This window comes from Mycolicibacterium arcueilense, from assembly GCF_058536225.1.
Window position 1 is genome coordinate 1,179,235 of the sequence record NZ_JBZTYL010000007.1, and the last position, 24,841, is coordinate 1,204,075.

At 68.5% G+C, this 24,841-nt stretch carries 26 protein-coding genes and 1 pseudogene; 19 read left to right on the plus strand and 8 right to left on the minus strand.

What is annotated here, in order from left to right; all coding sequences use genetic code 11:
• Positions 1-27 precede the first annotated feature (27 nt).
• Entirely contained in the window at positions 28-336 is a 309-nt protein-coding gene (locus tag AC4LGL_RS09915; protein ID WP_055112661.1) for a hypothetical protein, read from the plus strand.
• Between the two features lie 7 nt (positions 337-343).
• Here AC4LGL_RS09915 and yczR read toward each other — a convergent pair whose 3' ends face one another.
• Positions 344-1,783 (minus strand): MocR-like transcription factor YczR, encoded by a 1,440-nt coding sequence (gene yczR, locus AC4LGL_RS09920; protein ID WP_491838560.1) that lies wholly within the window; start codon positions 1,781-1,783, stop codon positions 344-346.
• A 64-nt stretch (positions 1,784-1,847) separates the two neighbouring features.
• Between yczR and AC4LGL_RS09925 the strand changes: the two genes are divergently transcribed.
• From AC4LGL_RS09925 to AC4LGL_RS09960, 8 genes are all read left to right on the plus strand, one after another.
• The gene (locus AC4LGL_RS09925; protein ID WP_085980426.1) at positions 1,848-1,994 is read left to right on the plus strand and encodes a hypothetical protein; all 147 of its coding nucleotides are present in this window, start codon (positions 1,848-1,850) and stop codon (positions 1,992-1,994) included.
• On the plus strand, positions 1,991-2,707 hold the full coding sequence (gene yczE, locus AC4LGL_RS09930; protein ID WP_491838561.1) for a membrane protein YczE: 717 nt from the start codon (positions 1,991-1,993) through the stop codon (positions 2,705-2,707). The genes AC4LGL_RS09925 and yczE overlap by 4 nt, the downstream gene beginning before the upstream one ends.
• Entirely contained in the window at positions 2,638-3,507 is an 870-nt protein-coding gene (locus AC4LGL_RS09935; RefSeq protein WP_491838562.1) for an ABC transporter ATP-binding protein, read from the plus strand. The genes yczE and AC4LGL_RS09935 overlap by 70 nt, the downstream gene beginning before the upstream one ends.
• Positions 3,504-4,340, plus strand: a complete 837-nt coding sequence (locus AC4LGL_RS09940; RefSeq protein ID WP_491838563.1) for an NUDIX hydrolase — start codon at positions 3,504-3,506, stop codon at positions 4,338-4,340. The genes AC4LGL_RS09935 and AC4LGL_RS09940 overlap by 4 nt, the downstream gene beginning before the upstream one ends.
• On the plus strand, positions 4,337-5,008 hold the full coding sequence (locus tag AC4LGL_RS09945; RefSeq protein WP_491838564.1) for an enoyl-CoA hydratase: 672 nt from the start codon (positions 4,337-4,339) through the stop codon (positions 5,006-5,008). Before AC4LGL_RS09940 ends, AC4LGL_RS09945 begins: the two co-directional genes overlap by 4 nt.
• A gap of 34 nt (positions 5,009-5,042) precedes the next feature.
• On the plus strand, positions 5,043-6,050 hold the full coding sequence (locus tag AC4LGL_RS09950) for a methyltransferase domain-containing protein (protein ID WP_491838565.1): 1,008 nt from the start codon (positions 5,043-5,045) through the stop codon (positions 6,048-6,050).
• A gap of 9 nt (positions 6,051-6,059) precedes the next feature.
• Positions 6,060-7,232: a THUMP-like domain-containing protein gene (locus tag AC4LGL_RS09955; RefSeq protein WP_491839317.1), complete on the plus strand. Its 1,173-nt coding sequence runs from the start codon at positions 6,060-6,062 to the stop codon at positions 7,230-7,232.
• Positions 7,233-7,306: 74 nt separating this feature from the next.
• Positions 7,307-7,996 (plus strand): esterase, encoded by a 690-nt coding sequence (locus AC4LGL_RS09960; protein WP_491838566.1) that lies wholly within the window; start codon positions 7,307-7,309, stop codon positions 7,994-7,996.
• Positions 7,997-8,003: 7 nt separating this feature from the next.
• On the opposite strand, the gene AC4LGL_RS09965 is transcribed toward AC4LGL_RS09960, so the two are convergent.
• On the minus strand, positions 8,004-9,287 hold the full coding sequence (locus AC4LGL_RS09965) for a BamB-related PQQ repeat family beta-propellar protein (protein ID WP_491838567.1): 1,284 nt from the start codon (positions 9,285-9,287) through the stop codon (positions 8,004-8,006).
• A 122-nt stretch (positions 9,288-9,409) separates the two neighbouring features.
• Here AC4LGL_RS09965 and AC4LGL_RS09970 point away from each other — a divergent pair, with 122 nt between their 5' ends.
• Complete coding sequence (locus AC4LGL_RS09970) at positions 9,410-10,153, plus strand: acyltransferase (RefSeq protein WP_491838568.1); 744 nt, start codon at positions 9,410-9,412, stop codon at positions 10,151-10,153.
• A gap of 6 nt (positions 10,154-10,159) precedes the next feature.
• On the opposite strand, the gene AC4LGL_RS09975 is transcribed toward AC4LGL_RS09970, so the two are convergent.
• From AC4LGL_RS09975 to AC4LGL_RS10000, 6 genes are all read right to left on the minus strand, one after another.
• Complete coding sequence (locus AC4LGL_RS09975) at positions 10,160-10,765, minus strand: hypothetical protein (protein ID WP_491838569.1); 606 nt, start codon at positions 10,763-10,765, stop codon at positions 10,160-10,162.
• Between the two features lie 63 nt (positions 10,766-10,828).
• Positions 10,829-11,587 (minus strand): ArsR/SmtB family transcription factor, encoded by a 759-nt coding sequence (locus AC4LGL_RS09980; RefSeq protein WP_491838570.1) that lies wholly within the window; start codon positions 11,585-11,587, stop codon positions 10,829-10,831.
• Positions 11,580-12,962, minus strand: coding sequence for an MFS transporter (locus AC4LGL_RS09985; RefSeq protein ID WP_491838571.1), 1,383 nt, complete (start codon positions 12,960-12,962; stop codon positions 11,580-11,582). The genes AC4LGL_RS09980 and AC4LGL_RS09985 overlap by 8 nt, the downstream gene beginning before the upstream one ends.
• Before the next feature lie 40 nt (positions 12,963-13,002).
• Positions 13,003-14,244 (minus strand): glycosyltransferase family 4 protein, encoded by a 1,242-nt coding sequence (locus AC4LGL_RS09990; protein ID WP_064881965.1) that lies wholly within the window; start codon positions 14,242-14,244, stop codon positions 13,003-13,005.
• A gap of 91 nt (positions 14,245-14,335) precedes the next feature.
• A complete protein-coding gene (locus AC4LGL_RS09995) occupies positions 14,336-15,883 on the minus strand; it encodes a 1,4-alpha-glucan branching protein domain-containing protein (protein ID WP_491838572.1) in 1,548 nt (515 codons plus the stop codon).
• Positions 15,880-16,653, minus strand: coding sequence for a class I SAM-dependent methyltransferase (locus tag AC4LGL_RS10000; RefSeq protein WP_491838573.1), 774 nt, complete (start codon positions 16,651-16,653; stop codon positions 15,880-15,882). Before AC4LGL_RS10000 ends, AC4LGL_RS09995 begins: the two co-directional genes overlap by 4 nt.
• A gap of 228 nt (positions 16,654-16,881) precedes the next feature.
• On the opposite strand from AC4LGL_RS10000, the gene AC4LGL_RS10005 reads away from it, so the two are divergent.
• The 9 genes and pseudogenes from AC4LGL_RS10005 to mnmA all read left to right on the plus strand — a co-directional run bounded on the left by AC4LGL_RS10005 (position 16,882) and on the right by mnmA (position 24,835).
• Positions 16,882-17,673, plus strand: a complete 792-nt coding sequence (locus AC4LGL_RS10005; protein WP_055112679.1) for an electron transfer flavoprotein subunit beta/FixA family protein — start codon at positions 16,882-16,884, stop codon at positions 17,671-17,673.
• Positions 17,674-17,712: 39 nt separating this feature from the next.
• Positions 17,713-18,669: an electron transfer flavoprotein subunit alpha/FixB family protein gene (locus AC4LGL_RS10010; protein ID WP_491838574.1), complete on the plus strand. Its 957-nt coding sequence runs from the start codon at positions 17,713-17,715 to the stop codon at positions 18,667-18,669.
• Between the two features lie 249 nt (positions 18,670-18,918).
• A complete protein-coding gene (locus AC4LGL_RS10015; RefSeq protein ID WP_491838575.1) occupies positions 18,919-19,662 on the plus strand; it encodes an SDR family oxidoreductase in 744 nt (247 codons plus the stop codon).
• Position 19,663: 1 nt separating this feature from the next.
• The gene (locus AC4LGL_RS10020; protein WP_064881955.1) at positions 19,664-20,074 is read left to right on the plus strand and encodes a cupin domain-containing protein; all 411 of its coding nucleotides are present in this window, start codon (positions 19,664-19,666) and stop codon (positions 20,072-20,074) included.
• Positions 20,074-20,731, plus strand: a pseudogene (locus AC4LGL_RS10025) (nitroreductase). Before AC4LGL_RS10020 ends, AC4LGL_RS10025 begins: the two are co-directional and overlap by 1 nt.
• An 87-nt stretch (positions 20,732-20,818) precedes the next feature.
• Entirely contained in the window at positions 20,819-21,667 is an 849-nt protein-coding gene (locus tag AC4LGL_RS10030; RefSeq protein WP_491838576.1) for a GNAT family N-acetyltransferase, read from the plus strand.
• On the plus strand, positions 21,664-22,506 hold the full coding sequence (locus AC4LGL_RS10035) for a lysophospholipid acyltransferase family protein (protein ID WP_491838577.1): 843 nt from the start codon (positions 21,664-21,666) through the stop codon (positions 22,504-22,506). The genes AC4LGL_RS10030 and AC4LGL_RS10035 overlap by 4 nt, the downstream gene beginning before the upstream one ends.
• A gap of 47 nt (positions 22,507-22,553) precedes the next feature.
• Positions 22,554-23,768 (plus strand): cysteine desulfurase family protein, encoded by a 1,215-nt coding sequence (locus AC4LGL_RS10040; protein ID WP_491838578.1) that lies wholly within the window; start codon positions 22,554-22,556, stop codon positions 23,766-23,768.
• Positions 23,765-24,835: a tRNA 2-thiouridine(34) synthase MnmA gene (mnmA, locus tag AC4LGL_RS10045; protein ID WP_491838579.1), complete on the plus strand. Its 1,071-nt coding sequence runs from the start codon at positions 23,765-23,767 to the stop codon at positions 24,833-24,835. Before AC4LGL_RS10040 ends, mnmA begins: the two co-directional genes overlap by 4 nt.
• The last annotated feature ends 6 nt before the right edge of the window (positions 24,836-24,841 follow it).

Sequence of the window (24,841 nt, forward strand, 5' to 3'; positions counted from 1 at the left end):
GCTCACCCCTGAAGTAGGGTGTGGGGCATGGCGAACTTGAAGCACACGGTTGTCGTTGGCGTGTTCGCCGTTGCGGCGGTTCTGGGTCAGTTGGCGGTTGCCGCCCCGGCCGAGGCCAAGCGATGCCCGTCGGGAACGGTGCAGACCAAGTTCGAGGGCGTGTGCGTGGCCGGTTCGTCCGGCGGCGGGATGGGCGCGGTGGCACCGCCGGTGATGGCGCCCAGCGCCGGGGGAACCAACATCACGAACCGGCCCGGTGAGCTGCCGACGGTGAACGGGATCCCGTGCACCATCGAGCACTACAGCACCTGCTACGCAATGTCGCAGCAGCCCTGATCGCTGACTAGACCACCAACGTCTGAGGTTGCGCGCTGAGCGTGCCGGTGATGCTGTGCCAGGCCCGCACCAGCAGGTGCACGGCCGCTTCGAGTTCAGGTTCCGGCAGCGCATAGGGCAGCCGGATGAACCGCTCCAACGTGCCGTCCACACCGAACCGCGGGCCTGCGGGCACATCCAGACCCAGGCGCATGGCCGCGGCCGACAACGCAGTGCTCATCGGCGCGGGCAGCTTCACCCACAGCGACATCCCGCCACGGCCGTGCCCCGGCTGCCAGTCCGGAAGCTCTCGCGAAAGCAGCGCCACCAGGAACTCCCGACGGGCGCGGATGATCTCGCGCCGTTCCGGAAGTACCTCGGCCCGCATCGCGAGTAGTTTTGCCGCCGCGAGTTGTTCGAGGATCGGGGTACCGAGGTCCACCGACGGCCGGATCGCCGCGATGGTGGCCAGAGTTCCGCGCTCGGCGCGGATCCAGCCGACCCGCAGGCCACCCCAGAACGATTTCGACATCGAACCGATGGTCAGCACCAGATCATTCCGGGGCACTGAGGCCGCCAGCGGCTCAGGCGGCGCCTCGTCGATCCACATGTCGGCGATCGATTCGTCGACGATGGTGCGGGTGCGGGTATCGGAAATGATCTGCCCCAACCGCTTTCGCTCGGCCGCGGGCATGGTGAACCCAGTCGGGTTGTGGCTGTCGGGAACCAGGTAGGCCAGGCTCGGCGCGAGCTGACGCAGTGCGGCCTGTACCGCGTCGAGTTCCCAACCGTCCTCGGTGAGCGCGACCGGAACCGCCCGTGCCCCGGCAGTCGAGATCGCCGACAGCGCACCGTGATAGGTGGGTTGCTCGACGAGGACCCGGTCGCCGGGCTGAGTGTGACTGGCCAAGATCAGCCCGATGGCGTGCTGGGCGCCGCTGGTCACCATGATCTGATTCGGGTCGGTGGGTAACCCTCTGGCGCAATACCTTTCGGCGATGGCCGCACGCAGGGGGCCGACGCCCATCAGTTCGTGACCCGGCTCGCGCAGATACGGCGCGATGTCGCGGGCGGCTTCGGCGAAGGCTTCCAACACGGCAGTGCCCGGCGCGGACAACGCCGCGGCGGCCAGGCTGACCGTCGGCGTGGTGGCCTCGGGCTGGAGGTGACCTGCGGTGGGCAGCGCGGTGACGCTGCGGGCTCCGCGGCGGGCGTGCAGATAACCGTCGTCACGCAGCTGGGCGAAGGCCGCCGTGACCGTGGTGCGCGACACCCGCAGGGACTCGGCCAGTGCCCGCTCGGAGGGAATGCGTGACCCGACCGGAACGCGGCCGTCCACGATGAGCAGCCGGATCGCGTCGGCCAGGCCGAGGTAGGCGGGTCCACTTTGGCTGGAGGTACGCCAGTTACCTAGTTCGCGGGCCAAGAGGTCCACATCGAGGGCTCTGGTAGCCATATCTGCCGACATAATGAGGCCAGTATGGTCTAACTGGCTATTGCTAGACAAGCCACATCGCCGAGACCATGGCGGCATGGCACGGAACTGGATTTCCCGATTGGCAGAGAATCTGCGCCGTCTACACGATCCCGGCAACTACGCCGGCGACCGCGATGTGGACGCCCGCCGGGTGCGTAGCGAACTCGACGCGATCCGCGTCCGATTTCCCGACCACGCATGAGGACGGCATTCACCCGCGGTGCGCTGCTCCTGATCGGCCTGTGCGGCTACGGCGTGTCGATGGCCATGATGGTGCGCGCCGGTCTCGGACTGGACCCATGGGACGTCTTCCACCAGGGAATCACCCGGCACACCGCACTGTCGCTCGGGATGGCCTCCGCCGTCGTCGGCGTTGTGGTCCTCCTGGCCTGGATCCCGCTGCGCAACCGGCCCGGAATCGGGACCGTCGCCAACGTCATCGTCATCGCCGTCACTGTCGACGCCACCCTCGCGGTACTTCCGGCGCCGTCGGCGTTACCGCTGCGCATCGCCACGATGATCGGTGCCGTCGTGCTCAACGCCATCAGCACCGTGCTCTATATCGGTGCCGGCCTCGGCCCCGGACCCAGGGACGGCCTGATGACCGGGCTGGTCGCGCGCACCGGATTGTCGGTGCGACTGGTGCGCACCGGGATTGAGGCGACCGTGCTGGCCCTGGGCTGGCTGATGGGCGGCACCGTCGGGATCGGCACCCTGGTCTATGCCTTCGGGATCGGCCCGCTCGTGCAGCTGTTCCTGCGGCTGACACCACGGTCATTGTTGTTCCACGATTTCAGCGACGGACGCGCCCGGGCAGAACGGGAACCGGTCACTACGATGAGCGAGTGGCCGCAGGGGAACTCACCGACTCGACAACCGGCGACGACGGAAACGGAACCGACCCCGACCTGTTGATCGACTTCGCGAGGGTCAGCCTCCGGCGAGGCGGCAACACTCTCGTCGGGCCCATCACGTGGACCGTCGAACTCGACGAGCGCTGGGTGGTGATCGGCCCCAACGGCGCAGGCAAGACCTCGCTGCTCCGGATCGCCGCCGCCACCGAATACCCCTCGTCGGGCACCGCGTATGTGCTCGGGGAACGCCTGGGCCGCACCGACATGTCCGAGCTGCGCGCTCGCGTCGGCCTCAGCAGCTCGGCGCTGTCCCAGCGGATCCCCGACGACGAGGTCGTGCGCGACCTGGTGGTGTCGGCCGGCTACGCCGTGCTCGGCCGCTGGCGTGAGGACTACGAGGACGTCGACTACGCCCAGGCGATCGACATGTTGGAAAGCGTCGGTGCCGAACACCTCGCCGAGCGGACCTACGGAACGCTGTCCGAAGGCGAACGCAAACGGGTCCTGATCGCCCGCTCGTTGATGACCGACCCCGAACTCCTGCTGCTCGACGAGCCCGCGGCCGGGCTCGACCTGGGTGGCCGCGAGGAGCTGGTGGCGCGGTTGACCGATCTCGCTGCCGACCCCGATGCGCCGGCCATGGTCCTGGTCACCCATCATGTCGAGGAGATTCCGGTCGGATTCAGCCACGCGCTGATCCTCTCGGAAGGCAAGGCGGTTGCCTCGGGTCTACTGACCGAGGTGTTGACTGCTGAGAACCTGTCCAAGGCGTTCGGCCAGTCGATCGCCCTTGACGTGATCGACGGGCGTTACTTCGCCCGGCGAACCAGGAGCCGGGCGGCTCATAGGAGGCGTGAATGACCACAACGACCGACCCACTGGTGCCGCGACCAGCGGCCACGGTGATGCTGGTCCGCGACGCCGCCGAATCGATCGAAGTCTTCATGATGCGCAGGCACGCGGCGATGGAGTTCGTGGCCGGCGTGATGGTGTTCCCCGGCGGCGGAGTCGACGAACGCGACCGCAACGCCGACATCGCCTGGTTCGGTCCCGAACCGGACTGGTGGGCACAACGGCTCGGGGTCGACACCGGACTGGCCGAGGCGCTGGTGTGCGCCGCGGCCCGCGAGACCTTCGAGGAGTCCGGGGTCCTGTTCGCCGGGCCCTCCGTTGGATCGGGGGCCCCGGGCATCATTTCCGATGCCTCCGTCTACGGCGACGCACGCGCCGCCCTGGCCAACCACTCCCTGTCGTTCGCCGACTTCCTTCGCGACGAGAAGCTCGTGCTGCGGGCGGACCTGCTGCGGCCGTGGGACAACTGGGTCACCCCGAAAGAGGAGCGCACCCGCCGCTACGACACCTTCTTCTTCGTCGGCGCCCTGCCCGAGGGGCAGCGGGCCGACGGCGAGAACACCGAAACGGACCGCGCCTTCTGGAGCACTCCGCAGGCCGGCCTCGACGACTTCGAGCAGGGCAACTCGTTCCTGCTGCCACCGACCTGGACCCAGCTGAATTCACTGGCCGGCCGATCGGTAGCCGACGTGCTGGCCAGTGAGCGCAAGATCGCCCCCATCGAACCGAACCTGTCCCTCGGTGAGGGCAGCTGGCAGATCGAGTTCTTCGACAGCGGTCGTTACAACGCGGCCAGGAACCACCGGGCGCCGTTGGGCCGGGGCGGGGAATCTGCACAATGAACGAGTTCGTCAGCGTGATCTCCGGGGTGACGCCGGAACAGGACGGCGTCGGCACCCTGATGCTGTCGCGGCCCCCGACCAACGCCCTGACCCGGCAGATGTACCGCGAGATCGTCGCCGCCGCCCACGAGCTGGGTGAGCGCACCGACATCTCAGTGGTGATCCTGTTCGGCGGTCACGAGATCTTCTGCGCCGGCGACGACGTACCCGAGCTGCGCACACTGAACGCGGCCGAGGCGGCTGCCGCGGACACGGCACTGCGTCAGTGCGTCGAGGCCGTGGCCGCCATCCCCAAACCCACCGTGGCCGCGATCACCGGTTATGCCCTGGGCAGCGGGATGACCCTGGCGATGGCCGCCGACTGGCGCGTCAGCGGCGACAACGTCAAGTTCGGGGCAACCGAGATCCTGGCCGGACTGGCGCCCCGCGCCGGGGGCGGGGCACGGCTGGCCGAGGCCATCGGCGCCAGCAAGGCCAAGGAGCTGGTTTTCAGCGGTCGGTTCGTCGGTGCCGAGGAGGCTCTGGAGCTCGGGTTGATCGACCAGATGGTGGCACCCGACCACGTCTACGACGAGGCACTGGCCTGGGCACGGAGATTCGTGGACCATCCCGTGGACGTGTTGGCCGCGGCCAAGGCCGCCGTCGACAAAGTGGTGGACCGGCCCTGACGCCGACCCGACCCGGGCAGTTAGGCTGCCCTGCATGACTGACATCAAGGATTCCGGCACCGACGCCGATATTGCCGGCATGCCGACTCCTAACCCGCACGCCACGGCCGAGCAGGTCGAAGCCGCGATGCACGACAGCAAGCTCGCGCAGGTGCTCTACCACGACTGGGAAGCCGAAACCTACGACGAGAAGTGGTCGATCTCCTACGACCAGCGGTGTATCGACTATGCCCGCGGCCGGTTCGACGCGATCGTGCCCGCGGCCGAGCAGCGCGAGCTGCCGTATGACCGGGCCCTCGAGCTGGGCTGCGGTACCGGGTTCTTCCTGCTCAACCTGGTCCAGTCCGGGGTGGCGCGCCGCGGTTCGGTCACCGACCTGTCCCCGGGCATGGTCAAGGTCGCGACCCGCAACGGTCAGTCACTCGGCCTGGACATCGACGGGCGCGTGGCCGACGCCGAGGGCATCCCGTACGAGGACAACACCTTCGACCTGGTGGTCGGGCACGCTGTGCTGCACCACATCCCCGACGTCGAACTCTCGCTGCGCGAGGTGGTCCGGGTGCTCAAGCCCGGCGGCCGTTTCGTGTTCGCCGGTGAGCCCACCACGGTCGGCAACAAGTACGCGCGCGAGCTGTCGACGCTGACCTGGCACGCCACCACCAACCTGACCAAGCTGCCGTGGCTGAGCGAATGGCGGCGCCCCCAGGCCGAACTGGACGAGTCCTCCCGCGCCGCGGCGCTGGAAGCCGTCGTCGACCTTCACACGTTCGACCCGGCCGATCTGGAGCGGATGGCCTCCAACGCCGGCGCGGTCGAAGTTCGCACCGCCAGCGAGGAATTCACCGCGGCGATGCTCGGCTGGCCGGTACGCACCTTCGAGGCCGCGGTGCCGGCGGGGCGTCTGGGCTGGGGCTGGGCCAAGTTCGCGTTCAACAGCTGGACCACGCTGAGCTGGGTGGACTCCAACATCTGGCGCCGCGTGGTGCCCAAGGGCTGGTTCTACAACGTGATGGTCACCGGGGTTAAGCCGTCAGGAGATTAGGTCCCGACGCTGTTTGACATCGGAGCTGTCGCTTATCTGCGGTCGGAGGCGGGGGAGCAGGCCCTGACGCAGGTCGCCGGGATGTCGTTGGCCGGAGCAGCATTGGTCAGCGACATCGCCTCTGTCCGCGCGCAATTCGGTGACCACGCGGCGGTGCTCGTGGAAACCGTGCAGCTGCGCAGGCGTGCGCAGGCCAAGTTCACCGAACCGGACCGGTGGCTGTTCACCGACGATGCCCTGCAACAGGCCACGGCTGCGCCGGTCGCTGCGCACCGGGCCCGCAGGCTCACCGGCGCCCGGGTTCACGATGCCACCTGTTCGATCGGCAGTGAGCTTGTGGCACTGCGTGATTGCGCTGCACAGCTAGTCGGTAGCGACCTCGATCCGGTGCGGTTGGCGATGGCGGCCAACAATCTCGATGACGGCGGCACCGCTGTCCCACTGTGCCGGGCCGACGCGCTGACACCGGTGACCCGCGACACGGTGGTGCTCATCGACCCGGCTCGCCGGTCCGGCGGACGGCGCCGCTTCGACCCGCGGGCCTACACCCCGGCGCTCGATGCGGTCCTGGATGTCTACGCCGGACGGGACCTGGTGGTGAAGTGCGCTCCGGGAATCGATTTCGAGGAGCTCACCAAGATGGGGTTCACCGGGGAGATAGAGGTGACCTCGGTGGGCGGCAGCGTTCGGGAGGCCTGCCTGTGGTCACCCGGGCTGACCGAGCCCGGTGTGCGGAGGCGGGCCAGCATGCTCGAGACGGGTGAGGAGCTCACCGACGCCCAACCCGACGACTGTCCCGTCGCCGAGGCGGGCCGCTGGATCGTCGACCCCGACGGTGCGGTCGTGCGCGCGGGGCTGGTGCGCCACTACGCGACCCGGCACGGACTGTGGCAGCTCGACCCCGACATCGCCTACCTGTCCGGTGACGAGTTGCCCGCCGGGGTGCGAGGTTTCGAGGTCCTCGAACAGCTGCAATTCCAGGAACGCCGGCTCCGGTCCGCGCTGGCGGCGCGGTCGGTAGGAGCACTGGAAATCCTGATCCGCGGCGTCGACGTCGACCCCGATGTGCTCCGGACCCGGATGCGGTTGCGTGGTACCGAGCGCCTGGCGGTGGTGATCGCCCGGCTCGGCTCCGGAGCGGCCAGTCGGGCAACGGCATTCATTTGTCGCCCGTCTCGATAACTGACACGTACCCTGAACGAAACACGCCGGTGGATCCACCGGTGTGAGTTGATCGCCTGCGAGGACGACTGACGATGCGAATTTCCCATGTGACAGCGCTGCTGGCGGCCGGTGCGCTGCTCGGCTGGCTCGGCATGCCCGTGGTGGCTGCGCAGTCGGCCTGTGTCGACCTCGGCGGCACCGTCGACGGCGACCAGGTCTGTCAGGTGCACACCGCCAACGCCACCTACACACTGGATTACACGTTCCCGGTCGACTATCCCGATCAACAGGCCGTCGCCGGTTACCTGATCCAGACCCGCGACGGGTTCGTCAACGTCTCGGGCATGCCCGGCTCACGTGATCAGCCCTACGTCCTCGACGCCAAGGGCACCGCGTACAGCTCCGGGACCCCACCGCACACCCAGAGCCTGGTGTTCGAGGTCTATCAGAACGTCGGTGGCGCCCACCCGCAGACCTGGTACAAGACGTTCAACTACAACGTGGCCACCCGGGCACCGATTACCTTCGACACGTTGTTCAAGCCGGGATCCAAGCCGCTGGACGTCATCTTCCCGATCGTGCAGCGCGAACTGCAGAAGCAGTCCGGCGTCGAACAGGCCATCACGCCGGCCGTCGGTCTGGATCCCGCGCACTATCAGAACTTCGCGATCACCGACGACTCGGTGATCTTCTTCTTCGGCCAGGGCGAGCTGCTGCCCGAGGCCGCCGGAGCCAGCCAGGCCAACGTCCCGCGCTCGGCTGTGGCGGCGCTGCTCGCCTGAGCGCCGGTCAGGCCGGGGCGAACCCGTACACCTGACCGTCACTGGTGGCGGTGACGATCCGGTGGTCGTGTCCGATCGAAACGCCGACCGGCCAGCCCGTGGCCTCGGGCACGGGATAACTGTTGAGGGTGTGTCCGTCGCCGGTGTCGAAGACCAACAGCGTCTGGCCGTGACCGCCCTCCCGGGCCACTGTGTATCCCACCCCGTCCGCGCGGCTCGTCGTGGTCAGCGGAACGACATCGTCACGGGTCCAGGCCACCTCGCCGTGAGCGCCGGCGTCGCGCACCGCGGTCAGCTTGGCCTCTGGTCCGCCACCGGCCACGATCAGCCCGTCCGGTGACACCGACGGCGGGGTCTGGGCCAGATAGCTCAGCGGCACCGACCATTTGGGGGAGCCGTCGGCGGAGTTGAGCGCCCACAGTTTCTGGTCGCGGCCGTTGACGTACACCGTCGAACCGTCGGCCGACAGCACCGGGCTGGCCAGCGGCCCGCGGTCCACGGCGGTGCTCGTCCATTCCTGCGTCAGCAATGTCTTCTCGCCGGGGTGGTAGCGCAGGCCCATCAGCACGGGCGCCTCGGCACCGGGCTGCCACACGCTGAGCACCACGAGGCCGGCCTCATGCGAGAACGCCGGTGCGGCCGCCACCGGGCAGCGGGACCGGGCCGGTTGGCAATCGCCGAGACCGCGCTGCGAATCGGTCGGGTCCACACCGGAGACCAGGTCCAGCGGCGTGCCCTCGACCGTGCCGCGATGCCCGTTGAACACCAGCACCTGCCCTAGATGGGTGACCACCAGCAGCTGGCCGTCATCGAGAAGCCTGGGCGTGGTCGGCATGCCGATCACCGGCTGGCGCCAGCGGATCCACTGGGTCGGAGGGAAGGACATGATGGTGCCGGGCTGGCCGACGTAGACGTTGTCGAACCCGTCGAACAGGGGACTGGACCAGCCACCGCCGAGGACCAGTCGCGTGCACCAGCGTTGGCGGGCATTGTTGTCGGCCTCCCACACCATCAACGAACAACCACCGGCGGTCTGCGCGTTGACGGCCAGACGGCCATCCGAACTGAGCGCCACCTGGGCCGCCAGCTCACCCTTGACGGACCGGCTCCACTCCAGCCGGAGCGCTTCGGGACCACGAGATCGGACGTAGCTGCTGTTGGCGGCGTCTCCGTATTGCGCCGACCAACCTTGTGCGGCGTGTGCGTCCACCCATGAATCGGTGTTCTCGCAACCGGCGAGCAGGCCCGTGAGCAGCACCGCGACCGCCAGTGCAAGGTATCGCCGGAACACGATGTCCTTTCGTCGCCGAACACGCAGGGCGCTCGTAATTGTGACCCAGGTGAGGGTAACGCGACCGCGTTGCGGCGCAGGACCCGGAAGCCGTCGGAAGTGCTCCAGTAGGCTGTCCGGCCATGACGACGATGTGGGGCGCCCCGATTCACAAACGCTGGCGGGGCTCCCGGCTACGTGATCCGCGCCAGGCCGATTTCCTGACGAGAGCGTCGCTGAAATGGGTCATCGACAACCGCGCGTACACGCCGTGGTACCTGGTGCGGTACTGGCGGCTGCTGAAGTTCAAGCTGGCCAACCCGCACATCATCACCCGCGGCATGGTTTTCCTCGGCAAGGGTGTGGAGATCCAGTGCACCCCGGAACTCGCGCAGATGGAGATCGGCCGCTGGGTCCACATCGGCGACAAGAACACGATCCGCTGCCACGAAGGTTCGCTGCGCATCGGCGACAAGGTGGTGCTCGGCCGCGACAACGTGATCAACACCTACCTCGACATCGAGCTCGGCGATTCCGCCCTGATGGCCGACTGGTGCTACGTGTGCGACTTCGACCACAAGATGGACAGCATCGAGATGCCGATCAAGGATCAGGGCATCGTCAAGGGCCCGGTGCGGATCGGCCCGGACACCTGGATCGCGGCCAAGGTCACCGTCCTTCGCAACACCTCGGTCGGCCGCGGCTGCGTGCTGGGGGCCCACGCCGTGGTCAAGGGCGAGATCCCGGATTTCTCGATCGCCGTGGGTGCCCCGGCCAAGGTGGTCAAGAACCGCAAGCTTGACTGGGAGACGTCGGCCGCCGAGCGTGCCGAACTCGCCGCCGCACTGGCCGACATCGAGCGCAAGAAGGCCGCCAACAGCAACTGAGAAGGCTCACGCCCCGTTGCATACCCCGGAGTCGCGGATCACGTTCCCGTAGACATTGGCCGTGGCGACGTTGGCGTTGATGACGCCGGACGGCTGCTGCTTGGCGATCTTGTCGCTGATCTGGGTCAGCTGGTACCAGAGGTGATAGATCGAGTCACCGTTGTACAGCGGTGAATACTGGCTCTGGTCGGGGTAATTGGTGATGTACAGGGTGTGGGCGCGGGGATCCAGGAACGCCGCCGACTGATCGACGTTGGCCTTCACGGCGTTGCCGGCGGCCTGCACACCGGGCGCGGTCCAATAGTCGTGCTGGCCGCCCAGGAAATTCTGGAAACCCACGATCTGGGTCATCAACGTGCCGTACTGGGCATTGAACCACTGGCAGGACTCGCGCTGGGCGTCGATCTGCTCGGGAGTTACGCGGACCTGCCACAGGTTGTACGGGAACACCGTGTAGTTCGGCGCCCAGTCCGAGGGATGGGGCACGAAGGCGGGCAAGCTGGGGGTGGCGCCGCTGGGTTCGCCGGCTGCCGGGGCCGCCAGGCCGAGTGAGAGAGCTGCACCGACGAGTGCAGCGCAAGCCTTGCGTAGGTGTCTCCGGGTGCGGGTCACGGCTCGATTGTGCTTGGTGGACATCGCGACCGACAGCGGTTCGGCGATTCTCGAACGCGTGCGTCAACCGGTCCAGTCGATGTCGAATCGTTTGCTCAGGGCGACGCGGCCGGGACCGGTCACGGTGAGCGCGCGGTGACGGGGTGTGCGACGCAGCCAGTCCGCGGCCAGGAAATGATCGAGAAGCGCCCGGCCCAGCCCGCCGGCGACATGGTGACGCTGTTCGGTCCAGTCGACGCAGTAACGCACCAATGGCCTTGGACCGGTGGGAAGTTCGACGCCCATCTGGCGCAGCAGGTCACGGCCGCCGTCGGTGAGCCGGTAATCGACGTCGTGGCCGGGGCTGCTCAGCCGGTCGGTGCCGCCGGGGTGAAACCACCCGTCTCCTCCGGTGAGCACCCCCCGCTCCAACAGACTGCCCATGAGCTGCACACCGAGCCGGCCGGCGATGTGGTCGTAACAGGTGCGGGCCGAGCGTAGCCGCGCCGCGCGGGTGCCCTCCCGCGGTGAGGTGACCGGACGGGGCGGTGCCAGCCGGCCGAGTTGCTCGATCAGCGCGCCGACCTCGGGACCGGCCAGCCGGTAGTACCGGTGCCGCCCCTGGGTGTGGACGGTCAGCAGGCCGGCGTCGGTCAACTTCGCGAGATGACTGCTGGCAGTGGGACGGCTGATGCCAGCTTCCTCGGCCAGCACACCGGCCGGAAGAGCACGACCGTCGTCGAGCGCGAGCAGCACCTTGCAGCGGGCCGGGTCGGCCAGCAGTGCGGCCACCGCAGCGATGTCCACCTCGGTTGCCGCGGCCAGCTCCTGGGCCTCACGCATGGCAGGACTCCTTCCCGATGGTGACCGTGGGCGCCGGAGTGTGCCGGGTCAGCCGCAGTGCCAGCACCGCACCCGCCAACTGGCATAACGCACCGAGCAACAGCGCGGTGCGCACACCCGCGGCGCCGCCGACGACGGTCATGGCACTACCCAACACCGCGACCCCGACAGTGATACCCAGCAGCCGGGACAGATTCACCACGCCCGCCGCCAGACCTGCCCGCCGCACCGGGATCGCGGCCATGGCCAGTGTCACCGCCGGGCCGGTGTTGAGGGCCAGCCCGGCACCGGCCAGCACGAAGGACAGTTCGAGCCATCCGATCGCGGCGTGCGGCCCCACCGCGGCGTACAGCAGTGAGCCCGCCGCCATCAACACCAGTCCGGCCGCCATCGGCAGACGTGGGCCGGTGCGGCGGGCCAGTGCGTTGGCCGCGGGAATCAGCGCCAGGTAGACGATCGCCATCGGCAGGAACCACGCTGCGGTCTGCAACGCACTGAAACCCCGGAGTTGTTGGAAGGCAAAGCTGTTCACCAGCAGCAGCCCGTAGATGCCGAAGGTCATGGTGAAGGTCGCCAGCAGGGCGCCCACCAGTCGCCGGCCGGCGAACAGGTCCAGCGGGAGCATCGGGTGCGGGTTGCGCCGCTGGCTGGCCAGGAAACCGCCGACCGCGGCCAGGGCGATCGCGCCGACCGCGACGGTCTGCGGCCAGCGCCAGTCATGTCCTTCGACCAGCACCAGGGTGGCCGACCCGAGTGCCAGCACGGCCAGGAGCTGGCCCAGCAGATCGATGCGCGCGGCGTCCGGATCACGTGAATCGGGCAGATGCGTGACGCTGGCGGCCAACGCCAGCGCACAGACCGGCACGTTGACCCAGAAGATCCAGCGCCAGCCCACGGTTTCGGCCAGCGCTCCGCCCAGCAGTGGACCCAGCGCCGTGCTGCTCGCCGCGGCCATCGCCCACGCCGCAGTGGCGCGGGCCCGGCCGCGGGAGTCCGGAAACGCCGCGGCGGCGATGGCCAGGCCCTGCGGCAGCATCATGGCCGCACCGGCTCCCTGTGCCGCCCGTGCCACCAGGAGCCACGTCAGTGCCGGCGCCAGCGCGCAGGCGGCCGAGGCTGTGGCGAAGGTGACCAGTCCGATGCGGAGCATCCGGCGCCGGCTGAACCGGTCACCGAGGGAACCCGCGGTGAGCAGGAACGCCGCGAACGTCACGTTGTAGGCGTCGATGGTCCATTGCGCGCCGGTCACCTCGCCGCCCAGGTCACCGCCGATGGCGGGCAGCGCCAGGTTGACCGCGTTTGCGTCGACCAGGCCGATGAACAGCCCGAGATACGCCGCGATCAGCGTGAGGACGGCAGATCGTTGTGGTGCCATATCCGCACGCTAGGTGCGGATTGATTCGATGCCGGTCGAATCAGCGGTCGGGCAGCGCGTGCTCGACGATCGGCCGACGCGGATGCGGTTCGCGTTCGGCGCGTTTGGCGGCCAGATAGACCTGGCTGGTCTCGGCGGCCACGGTGTGCCAGTCGAAGTCGGCGCTGAGGCGCTCACGCGCGGCGATCGCCCGGTGCTGCGCGGCCTCGGGATCGTCGAGTACCGCGCGGACCGCTGCGGCCAACCCCACCACATCCCGTGGCGCGAAGGACATTCCGGTTTGACCGTCGATCACCGCTTCGCCCAGCCCGCCGACGTTGGAGGTCACCAGCGGGGTGCCGGTGGCCGCGGCCTCCAGCGCCACTATGCCGAACGGCTCGTAGTGGCTGGGCAGCACGGCGGCGTCGGCCGCCTGCAGGGCCTGCAGCAATTCCTCGTGGCCGAGCCGTCCGACGAAGCGGGTTGCCTTGAGCACCTTGTGCTTTCGGGCCTGTTCGACGAGCCACTGCTGCTGGGTGCCGTCACCGGCGATGGTCAGCGTGGTGCCCGGATGTGCGCGGCGGATGCGGGGGAGGGCGGCAATCGCGTCGTGCACGCCCTTCTCGTATTCCAGGCGGCCGAGGTAGAGCAGCTCGGGCGGACCCTGACGGGGCCGGCGTGGCGCAAACGGCCAGAGGTCGGCGTCGATCCCGTTGCGGATCACCCGGATCTCGGACAGCTCGGGACCGAACAGCTCGGAGATCTCGTCGCTCATCGACGCCGAACATGTGATCAGCGAATCGGATTCGCGCACCAGCCAGGATTCCACGGCGTGCACCTGACGGCTGATCGGCCCGGAAACCCACCCGGAATGCCGGCCGGCCTCGGTGGCGTGGATGGTGGAAACCAGTGGTACGTCGAAATATTCGGCCAGAGCGATGGCAGGATGGGCGACCAGCCAGTCGTGGGCGTGTACGAGATCGGGTACCCAGCGGTCACCCGAATAGTCTTTGACGGCAAGGCCGGTGCGCACCATCGCATGCCCCATGGCCAGGGTCCAGGCCATCATGTCCGTACCGAACTCGAACTCGTGCGGGTCCTGTGCGGCAGCGACCACCCGCACGCCCTCACTGAGCTCGTCGGTCGACGGGTGGGTGCTCGGGTCGGTGTCGGTGGGCCTGCGGCTGAGCACCACGACCTCGTGACCGGCTTCGGCCAGTGCGGTCGCCAGGTGGTGCACATGCCGGCCCAGACCGCCGACGACGACGGGCGGGTATTCCCATGACACCATCAGGATCTTCATGACTGCGTGCCTTCGTGCCGGTGCGAGCGTGCGCACAATGCTGAGGTTTGGCGGGGTGTCGAGCGGCAGACACGCACGCTCGCGCTGGTGGTCATTTTGGCAGACGCCGGGCGTCGAGGGCGCCGAACAGGCCGTCGGCCTTGTTCCAGCCGTCGGCGAGGCGCTCGGCATGGTCGCGACGACCCGAGGCCAGAGCGTCCGAGATCTCGCGGGTCGCGTGGGCGTGTAGGTGAGCGCGGTAGCGCGCGTACTCGGCCGCCGAATCCTTGCTCACCATGAACGGCCAGTCGCTGGAGACCGTCAACAGGGTCTCCCGCAGGATCTGATCGGCCACCCGGTCGCGCGCGGTGGGTGCACCGACTGCGGCGTGCTGGGTGAGCGCCTTGTAGACGGTGCTCAGGGCGCCGTCGACCACCTCGCTGTTGAGCTGCACCAGATCGGCCACCTTCTCGCCGTTCCACACCTGCCAGTTCTTGCCCGAACCCCAAGAGCTAGGCGGCAATTCGACCGGGGCGCCGACGAAACCCTGGGCCTTGGCGTCTGCGAGGGTGCCCACCCGCACCCCGGCCTCGGGCAGCGCCCGAAGTACCCGGCCCAGCCACTCCGGTCCCTCGTACCACCAGTGCCCGAACAGCTCGGTGTCGAACGCGGCCACCACGTGAGTCGGCCGGCCGAGCCGTTCGCTCTCGCTGATCAGGCGGCGACGGACCACCCCGACGAAGTCGGCGACGTGCTCGTCGATCGCCCGGTCGGCGCGCTGCGGATCGTAGGGCGCCTTCTCCTCGGACGGGACGTTGCGACCGGTCACCCGGGAGGGTTTGAGGCCCGTGGTGTGGTCGTAGGTGTGGAAATCGCGGTAGGCGGCGTGACCGGGATACCCCGACTTGGGCGACCACACCCGGTAACTGACCTGCAGGTCGCGGCCGAAGGCCACCACGTCGGACTCACCGACGGGCCGGCCCAGCGCCGTGTCGCCGTGCAGGGACGGACCGTCGACCATGAAATGGCCGACACCGGCCGCGGCGTAACCGGTTTCCATGCCGGGCGCGTACGCACACTCCGGCGCCCAGATGCCGACGGGGGTGTGCCCGAACCGCTGCTGCGCATCGGCCAGGCCTTCGCGTAGCGCGAACTCGCGCAGCCGCGGGTTGAGCAGAGGCTGGAACGGGTGCGAGAGCGGGCCGCCGAGCAGCTCGATGGTCTCGGCGTCGATCAGTTGGCGCAACAGCCCGCTGGCGCCGTGACGCCAGTGGGTGGCGAACTCCTCGATGGCCGCGCCGGCCTCGGCGTACTCGCGAATCCCGAACTGCCGCAAACCGTCTGGCTCGCGAAGCGTCGTCGCCTCCTGGGCGCGCAGCTGCCAGTTGGACAGCCAGTGGTGCATCCCGGTGAGGCAGTACGGGTCATCGAGCTGGGCGGTGACCACCGGCGTCATACCGAGGGTGATCAGGTGGCTGCGATCCTCGGCGGCGAGGCCGCGCAGTACCCGCATCAACGGAAGGTATGCCGCCGCCCAGGACTGGTAGAGCCACTCCTCGCCGACCGGCCAGCGCCCGTGATGGGCGAGCCAGGGCAGGTGGGTGTGTAGGACGAGCGTGAATAAACCGGGTACCGGTTCGGGGTCGGGATTCGAGGTCACGGCCGCACCGCGATCGCCACCAGATCGAGGCTGTCGTCAATGTCGCGCTCGTCGGCGGAGGTCAGGTCGAAGTCGTCGATGCTCACCGCCGCGACGTCGGCGAGCAGTTGCTCGGGCCACTCCGCGTCGGCCACCGCGCGCTGTACCTGCGCCTCGATGATCGAGCCACCGTGCCGGGCGTCGAGCTCGGCGAGCCCGGCACCGTGAAAGACCCCGAGCATCGACTCGACCGTGAATCCGGCGTCCTGCAGTAGCTCGGTCAGCTCGGCGCCGTTGAGTTCACGGGTGTGGAACGGGTTGAGCGGGGTGTCGCGGCCGGGGGAGAAGGTGATGCGATTGGGGGTGGACACCAGGAAAACACCGCCCGGGCGCAGCACCCGGAAGCATTCGGAGACGAACTGCGCCTGGTCCCAGAGGTGCTCGATCACCTGGAAGTTCACGACGACGTCCACCGACTCGTCGGCCAGCGGCAGCTCGGCGAGGTTGCCGTGCTGGATCTCGACCCGGGGGTAGCGGGCCCGCACGTGTGCCACCGTCGCCTCGTCGTAATCCAGTGCCACGACCCGGCGGGCCACATCGGCGATCAGATCGGCGCCGTAGCCCTCGCCGCAGCCCGCCTCGAGGACCTCGCGATCGACGCACCGCCCGGCCAATCGCTGATACACCACCTCATGTCGGCGAAACCAGTAGTTCTCCTCGGCCAGGCCGGGGATGGTCCGCTCGCCGGTCAGGGGTAGGGCGTGATCCGGATCGCCAACGAATGCGCTCATTGGAAGGCAGGCTAACCCAGGCTTACCCAGGTTGAAGGGTCGGTAGCGATTCGACCAACGGTTCCCTTACCCCAGAGGTGTGGTAGGGGAGGCCGGAATACAAACTCCGACCAGCTATGGTGTTCCTGCGAACCACTATAAGTTACCGACCGGTAACATGGTGCTAGTTGCTTAGAACGTGATATGAGCCCGGGCCACCGGTCTCATCGAGGAGGACGAACCAGAGTCATGACGAACATCGTGGTCCTGATCAAACAGGTCCCAGACACTTGGTCGGAGCGGAAGCTGTCCGACGGCGATTTCACCCTCGATCGCGAGGCTGCCGACGCCGTGCTCGACGAGATCAACGAGCGCGCCGTGGAAGAGGCGCTGTTGATCAAGGAGCGTGAGGGTGGAGACAGCACCGTCACCGTGCTGACCGCCGGTCCGGAGCGTGCCACCGAGGCGATCCGCAAGGCGCTGTCCATGGGTGCCGACAAGGCCGTGCACCTCAAGGACGACGGCCTGCACGGCTCCGACGTGATCCAGACGGGCTGGGCCCTGGCCCGCGCGCTGGGCACCATCGAGGGCACCGAGCTGGTCATCGCCGGTAACGAGGCCACCGACGGTGTCGGCGGCGCAGTCCCGGCCGTGATCGCCGAGTACCTCGGCCTGCCGCAGCTCACCCACGTGCGCAAGCTGACCGTCGAGGGCGGCAAGGTCACCGCCGAGCGTGAGACCGACGAGGGCGTCTTCAGCCTCGAGGCCTCGCTGCCGGCCGTGGTCAGCGTCAACGAGAAGATCAACGAGCCGCGCTTCCCCTCCTTCAAGGGCATCATGGCCGCGAAGAAGAAGGAAGTCACCGTGCTCACCCTCGCCGAGATCGGCGTGGAAGCCGATGAGGTCGGCGTTGCCAATGCCGGTTCCAAGGTGCTGTCTTCGACCCCGAAGCCGCCGAAGACTGCCGGTGAAAAGGTGACCGACGAAGGCGAAGGCGGCACCAAGATCGCCGAGTACCTGGTCGCTCAGAAATTGATCTAGCAGCTGATTCGATTCGAACGAAAGACATAACGAGAACTCATGGCTGAAGTACTTGTGCTCGCTGAGCACTCCGAAGGTGCATTGAAGAAGGTCAGCGCCGAGCTCATCACCGCCGCCCGCGCGCTGGGTGAGCCTGCCGCTGTCGTGGTGGGCAAGCCCGGCACCGCTGCTCCGCTGGTCGACGGTCTGAAGGCCGCCGGCGCGGCCAAGATCTACGTCGCCGAGTCTGATGACGCGGAGAGCTACCTGATCACCCCCGTCGTCGACGTGCTCGCCGGGTTGGCCGAGTCGGCTGCCCCCGCCGGCGTGATCGTCGCCGCCACCGCAGACGGCAAGGAGATTGCCGCCCGTCTGGCCGCGCGTATCGGCTCGGGCCTGCTCGTCGACGTCGTCGAGGTCCGCGAAGGTGCAGTGGGCGTCCACAGCATCTTCGGTGGCGCCTTCACCGTCGAGGCCCAGGTCACCAGTGACACCCCGGTGATCACGGTGCGCCCGGGTGCCGTCGAGGCCGCCCCGGCCGACGGTGCCGGCGAGGTCGTCAACGTCGAGGTCCCGGCCCAGGCCGAGAACGCGACCAAGATCACCAAGCGTGAGCCCGTCGTCGCCGGTGACCGCCCGGAGCTCACCGAGGCCAGCGTCGTGGTCGCCGGTGGCCGTGGTGTCGGCAGCGCCGAGAGCTTCTCGGTGGTCGAGGAGCTGGCCGACTCGCTGGGCGGTGCCGTCGGTGCCTCTCGTGCCGCGGTCGACTCGGGTTACTACCCGGGCCAGTTCCAGGTCGGCCAGACCGGTAAGACCGTGTCGCCGCAGCTGTACATCGCGCTGGGCATCTCCGGTGCGATCCAGCACCGGGCCGGCATGCAGACGTCGAAGACGATCATCGCGGTGAACAAGGACGAGGAAGCTCCGATCTTCGAGATCGCCGACCTCGGCATCGTCGGTGACCTGTTCAAGGTCAGCCCGCAGCTGACCGAGGCGGTCAAGGCGCGTAAGGGCTAGTTCCCCCAAGCTGTCAACGCAGAACCCCGGTGCACCTGGTGCGCCGGGGTTTTGTGCTGTGTGGGGCAATCGAAGCCCACAACGCCTGCCGAGTGTCACGCTGGAGTGGCGCTCGAGCCCGAGAGCCACTCTCGCGTGACAAGGCGGCGGTGGGCCAGGCGACCCGACTACGGACTTTCCAGGGTTTGGATCTCGGCATGCGGTGCCAGTGTTGGTTCTGTCAGCACGCCAGAGAAAAGGATTCGCACAATGAAAATCACAGTCATAGGCGCCAGCGGGCAGATCGGCTCGCGGGTGGTGCGGTTGCTCACCGAAGCCGGACACGACGTGGTCGCGGCCTCCCTTTCGACGGGCGCCAACGTCCTCACCGGCGAGGGCCTGGCTGAGGCTCTCAGCGGCGCCGATGCGCTGGTCGACGTGGTCAACTCGCCTTCGTTCGAGGACGGCCCCGTGCTGGACTTCTTCACCACGTCCTCGCGCAACCTGGTGGCCGCCGCGAAGGAGACCGGTGTCGGGCACTACGTGGCGCTGTCGATCGTGGGGACCGACGGACTCCCGGACAGCGGCTACATGCGGGCCAAGGTGGCCCAGGAGAAGAACATCACCGAATCCGGCCTGCCGTACTCGATCGTGCGGGCCACGCAGTTCCAGGAGTTCGCCGAGGCCATCACGGGATCGCTGGTGGTGGGTGACGAGGTGCGGGTTCCTGACGCGCGGATCCAGCTGATCTCGGTCGACGACGTCGCCGATGAGGTCGCCAAGGTGGCCCAGGGCGCTCCGCTCAACGGGATCGTCAACATCGGTGGGCCCGACAAAGTCTCGTTCGCCGACATGGCCCGTGCGGTGCTTGCCGAGCAGGGCGACGACAAGCCGGTCGTGATCGATCCGCAGGCAAAGTACTTCGGTACCGCGGTCGACGACAACAGCCTGGTGACCGGTGACGACGGGATTCTCGGTGAAACCCGTTGGGCCGCATGGAGCGAGGCTCACTGACATGCCTGTGACAGCGGAGCAGGAAAAGGCTCTCCACGATGCGATGACCGTGATCGCCAGCGTGACACCGCCGTTCATCCCGCCGAACGCCGAGGTGATGACGACGATCATCGAGTGGCCGGCGGGTTCACCCGGTGCGCCGCCACACCGGCACCCGGCCGGACCCGCCTTCGGTTACGTCCTCGAGGGCGAGATGCTCTTCGAATTGGAGGGTGAGGCACCGCGCGTGGTCAAGGCGGGGGAGGCCTTCTGGGAGCCGGGCGGTGACGTCATCCACTACTCGGATGCCAACAACCGCGACGACGTTCCACTGCGATTCCTCGTCAACATGCTGTGTGTGCCCGGCGAACCGATGCTCGTCATCGTCGAGGACGACGAGCTCGAGGCCCGCAAGGACCGGCGAGTGCGCTGATGGCCGAGTTCGGAGACGTCGTCCGGACGCGGCGGTCATCGCGGATGTTCTTGCCGGACAAGCCCGTTCCGCGAGAACTGCTCGACGAGGCACTCGCGCTGGCGATGCGGGCACCGTCGAACTCCAACACGCAGCCGTGGCACGTCTTCTTCGCCACCGGTGAGCAGCGCGTCCGATTGGTCGACGCGCTGCTCACCGCCGTCGATGCGGCCCCGCCGGCGATCGGCTCCGCGGGCCTACCGCCCCAGTTCGCCCACCGGCGCAGGGAAAGCGGCGCCCTGGTCTACGGAGCCATGGGGATCGCCCGCGACGACGCCGAGGGGCGCTGGGCAGCCCAGCGGAGAGCGCCGTTCTACCGTGCTATCGGTCGCCGCGGTGGTCTGCATGCATCGCGATTTCACGAACGTCGACGCGCTGGGCGTCGGCATGTTCCTGCAGACCCTGCTGTTGGCGTTGAACGAACGGGGAATCGGCAGTTGCGTGCAGGTGTCGATCTCGTTCTATCCGGACGTGCTGCGTGAACAACTCGGCATCCCCGACGAGCTGACGGTCCTGTGCGGGGTGTCGATCGGGTATGCCGACCCGGACTTTCCGGCCAACCACCTGGACACGCCGCGCGATCCGATCACCGAGAACGTGGTGTTCCTCGACGCCTGATCGGCAGCACAAAACGTCACCTGGCGCTCACAGACATGTCATACGGCCGATGCCGTCTGGAGACCCGACTGGGCGACCGTGCTCGGTATGAGCACTGCATCTGTACTCATCGCCGCTGATCACACCGACAGTGCGACGCCCGATGCGCCGCGCTACACCCTGCTGTTGTCCGCCGACCCCGACCTCATCGAAGCCGCCCAGCGGCTCCGGCACGACGTGTTCACCTCCGAACCCGGATTCACTCTGGCCGGGACCACCGATGGACGTGACGCCGACCGATTCGACGAGCACTGCGACCACCTGCTGGTCCGGGAGGACCGCACCGGTGAGCTGGTGGGTTGCTACCGGATGCTGCCACCACCGGGCGCCATCGCCGCAGGCGGGCTGTACACCGCCACCGAGTTCGACGTACGCGGTCTCGACGCGCTGCGGCCGTCCCTGGTCGAGATGGGCCGCGCGGTGGTGCGGACCGATCACCGCAACGGAGCCGTCGTCCTGCTGATGTGGGCAGGCATTCTGGCCTACCTCGACCGTTCCGGGTACGACTACGTGACCGGTTGCGTATCGGTTCCGGTCGCAGGCAATGCCGACGGGCCGCCCGGAACCCAGATCCGCGGGGTCCGCGACTTCGTGCGGCGCCGCCACGCGGCACCCGCCGAGCACACCGTGTACCCGTACCGGCCGGTGGTGCTCGACGGCAGAGGGCTCGACGACATCGACCCGCCGTCGCGGACGACGGTCCCGCCCCTGATGCGCGGCTATCTGCGCCTCGGTGCGCAGGTGTGCGGGGAACCCGCCCACGACCCCGACTTCGGGGTGGGGGATTTCCCGGCCCTGCTGGACAAACGCCGCGCGGACGTTCGCTACCTCAAGCGCCTGCGCTCGGTCTCGGCGGCCGCCGACATGGCCGGCGGGGTGGCCGGGGACGCGTCGTGACCACCGCGACCTTCCAGCACCCGTGGCTGCCCAGGGCGTCGTGTGACTCCAGCTGTGTGCACGTAGACGGTGCGGACGCCGGCAGGCGGCCGGTGGTGTGGGTGCGCACCACGGTGCGCGTCGTCATGGCGATCGTCCTGTTCCCGGGGGCGGTGCTGCTGGCAGTGCCGATGCCGGGCCGCTGGCACCTGCAGCGGTTCTACTGCCGGCTGATGCTGCGCTGCTTCGGGGTGCGAATCGCATTGTCGGGCGGCCCTATTCGCAATCTGCAAGGGGTGCTCGTGGTTACCGGCCACGTGTCGTGGCTGGATATCTTCACGGTCGGGGCGGTGCTGCCCGGCTCCTTCGTGGCCCGGGCGGATCTGGTGGAGTGGCCCGCGCTGGGCCGGCTGGCCCGGGTGATGAAGGTGATCCCGATCGACCGGGGCAGCCTGCGCCGACTGCCCGCGGTGGTCAACACCGTGGCCGAACGTCTGCGGGCCGGACACACCGTGGTGGCCTTCCCGGAGGGCACGACCTGGTGCGGGTTGGCGTACGGACCGTTCCGGCCGGCGATGTTCCAGGCCGCGATCGATGCGGCCCGGCCGGTGCAGCCACTGCGGCTGGACTACCGCCACCGCGACGGCCGCCCGTCGACGATTCCGGCCTTTGTGAGCGAGGACACCCTGTTGCGGTCGGTGCGGCGGGTCATCACCGCGCGTCGCACGGTGTGTCACGTCCACGTCGGGTCGCTGCAACTGCCCGGGGAGGACCGTCGGGCGCTGGCCGGACGCTGCGAGGCAGTGGTGCGGGGCCACCAGGAGCTTCCTGGGACTCCCGCGCACATTCTGGTCGCCTGAGGCGGCCGGCGGGCGGGTCGCCTGCCAGCGGCTATCCTGGAGAGGTTATGAGCTCCTCCGCGGGCAGGCCGGTCTATCTCGATCACGCCGCCACCACCCCGATGCACCCAGCCGCCATTGAAGCGATGACGGCTGCGCTGGCGAATGTGGGCAACGCCTCCTCGCTGCACGGTTCGGGGCGCCTGGCACGGCGCCGGATGGAGGAGGCCCGCGAGACGCTGGCGCGCCTGCTGGGCTGCCGGCCGTCGGAGGTGATCTTCACCGCCGGTGGCACCGAGAGCGACAACCTCGCCGTCAAGGGCATCTACTGGGCCCGCCGCGACGCCGAGCCGAAGCGGCGCCGCATCATCACGACCGCCGTCGAGCATCACGCCGTTCTCGATGCCGTGCAGTGGCTCGTCGACCATGAGGACGCCGAGGTGACCTGGCTCCCGGTCGACGCCGAGGGCGTCGTCACACCCGAGTCACTGCGCTCGGCGCTCGAGGCCGGCGACGGACCCGCCGACGTTGCCCTGGTCAGCATCATGTGGGCCAACAACGAGGTCGGCACGATCATGCCGATCGCCGAACTGGCTTCCGTCGCGGCCGAGCTCGACATCCCGATGCACAGCGACGCCATTCAGGCCGTCGGCCAGGTCCCCGTCGATTTCGGCGAGACCGGACTGGCGGCGATGAGCGTGGCCGCCCACAAGTTCGGCGGCCCGATGGGCGTCGGCGCGCTGGTCCTGCGTCGGGACACCGCCTGCGTGCCCCTGCTGCACGGCGGCGGCCAGGAGCGCGACGTACGCTCTGGCACCCCGGATGTGGCCGGTGCCGTGGCGATGGCCGCGGCGGCCGAGGTGGCCATCGGCGGGCTGGCCGACCACAGCTCGCGGGTGCAGGCGTTGCGGGACAGGCTGATCGAGGGCGTGCTGTCCATGATCGAGGACACCTACCTGAACGGGCCTCGTGGAGCCGGCCGGCTGCCCGCCAACACACACTTCACTTTCCGTGGCTGCGAAGGCGATTCGCTGCTGATGCTGCTCGACGCCAAGGGTGTCGAGTGCTCCACCGGGTCGGCGTGTACGGCCGGCGTGGCGCAGCCGTCACATGTTCTGATCGCGATGGGTGCCGATCCGGTCACTGCCCGGGGATCTCTGCGATTCTCGTTGGGGCACACCAGCACCGACGCTGATGTCGACGCGGTGCTGGACGTGCTGCCCGCGGCGGTCGAGCGGGCCCGGCAGGCGGCACTGGCCAGTGCGGGGAGGGCCTTCTCATGAGAGTCCTGGTCGCGATGAGCGGCGGCGTGGATTCCTCGGTGGCCGCTGCCCGTATGGTCGACGCCGGTCACGATGTCGTCGGAGTGCACATGGCGCTCTCGTCGGCGCCCGGCACGTTGCGCACCGGATCGCGGGGTTGCTGCTCCAAGGAAGACGCGGGCGATGCCCGCCGGGTGGCCGACATCCTCGACATCCCGTTCTATGTGTGGGATTTCGCCGACCGGTTCAAGGACGACGTGATCGACGACTTCGTCGAGTCCTACGCCCGCGGCGAGACTCCCAACCCCTGTGTGCGGTGCAATGAGCGGATCAAGTTCTCCGCGCTGGCGGCGCGGGCCCTGGCGCTCGGTTTCGACGCGGTGGCCACCGGTCACTACGCGCGGTTGGCCGACGGCAGGTTGCGGCGCGCCGTCGATGCCGACAAGGACCAGTCCTACGTGCTGGGTGTGCTGACGGCCGAGCAGTTGGCACATGCGATCTTCCCGATCGGTGACACGCCCAAGCCCCAGATCCGGGCCGAGGCCGCCGAGCGTGGTCTGGCGGTCGCGAAAAAGCCGGACAGTCATGACATCTGCTTCATTCCGTCGGGGGACACCCAGGCGTTCCTGGGCGCCCGCATCGGTATCAGGCCCGGAGCGGTGCTCGACAACGACGGCACGGTGCTCGCCGAGCACGAAGGCGTGCACGGTTTCACGATCGGGCAGCGCAAGGGCCTGGGTATTCCGGGACCGGGAGCCGATGGCCGGCCGCGGTATGTCACCGCGATCGACGCCGAGACGGGCACCGTGCGGGTCGGGCCTGCCGAGGATCTCGAGGTGCGGGAGTTGTTCGGCGACAAGCCGGTATTCACCAGCGGGACCCCGATCGACGGACCGGTGGAATGCCAGATTCAGGTGCGCGCACACGGCGGCATCACCGACGCGGTGGCCGAGCTGTGCGACGGCAGGTTGGTGCTGTCCCTGCGGGCGCCGCTGCGCGGGGTCGCTCCCGGGCAGACCGTGGTGCTGTACCGGCCCGATGCCGAGGGCGACGAGGTCATCGCCAGCGCGACCATCGCACGCGCGTGAGTGTTT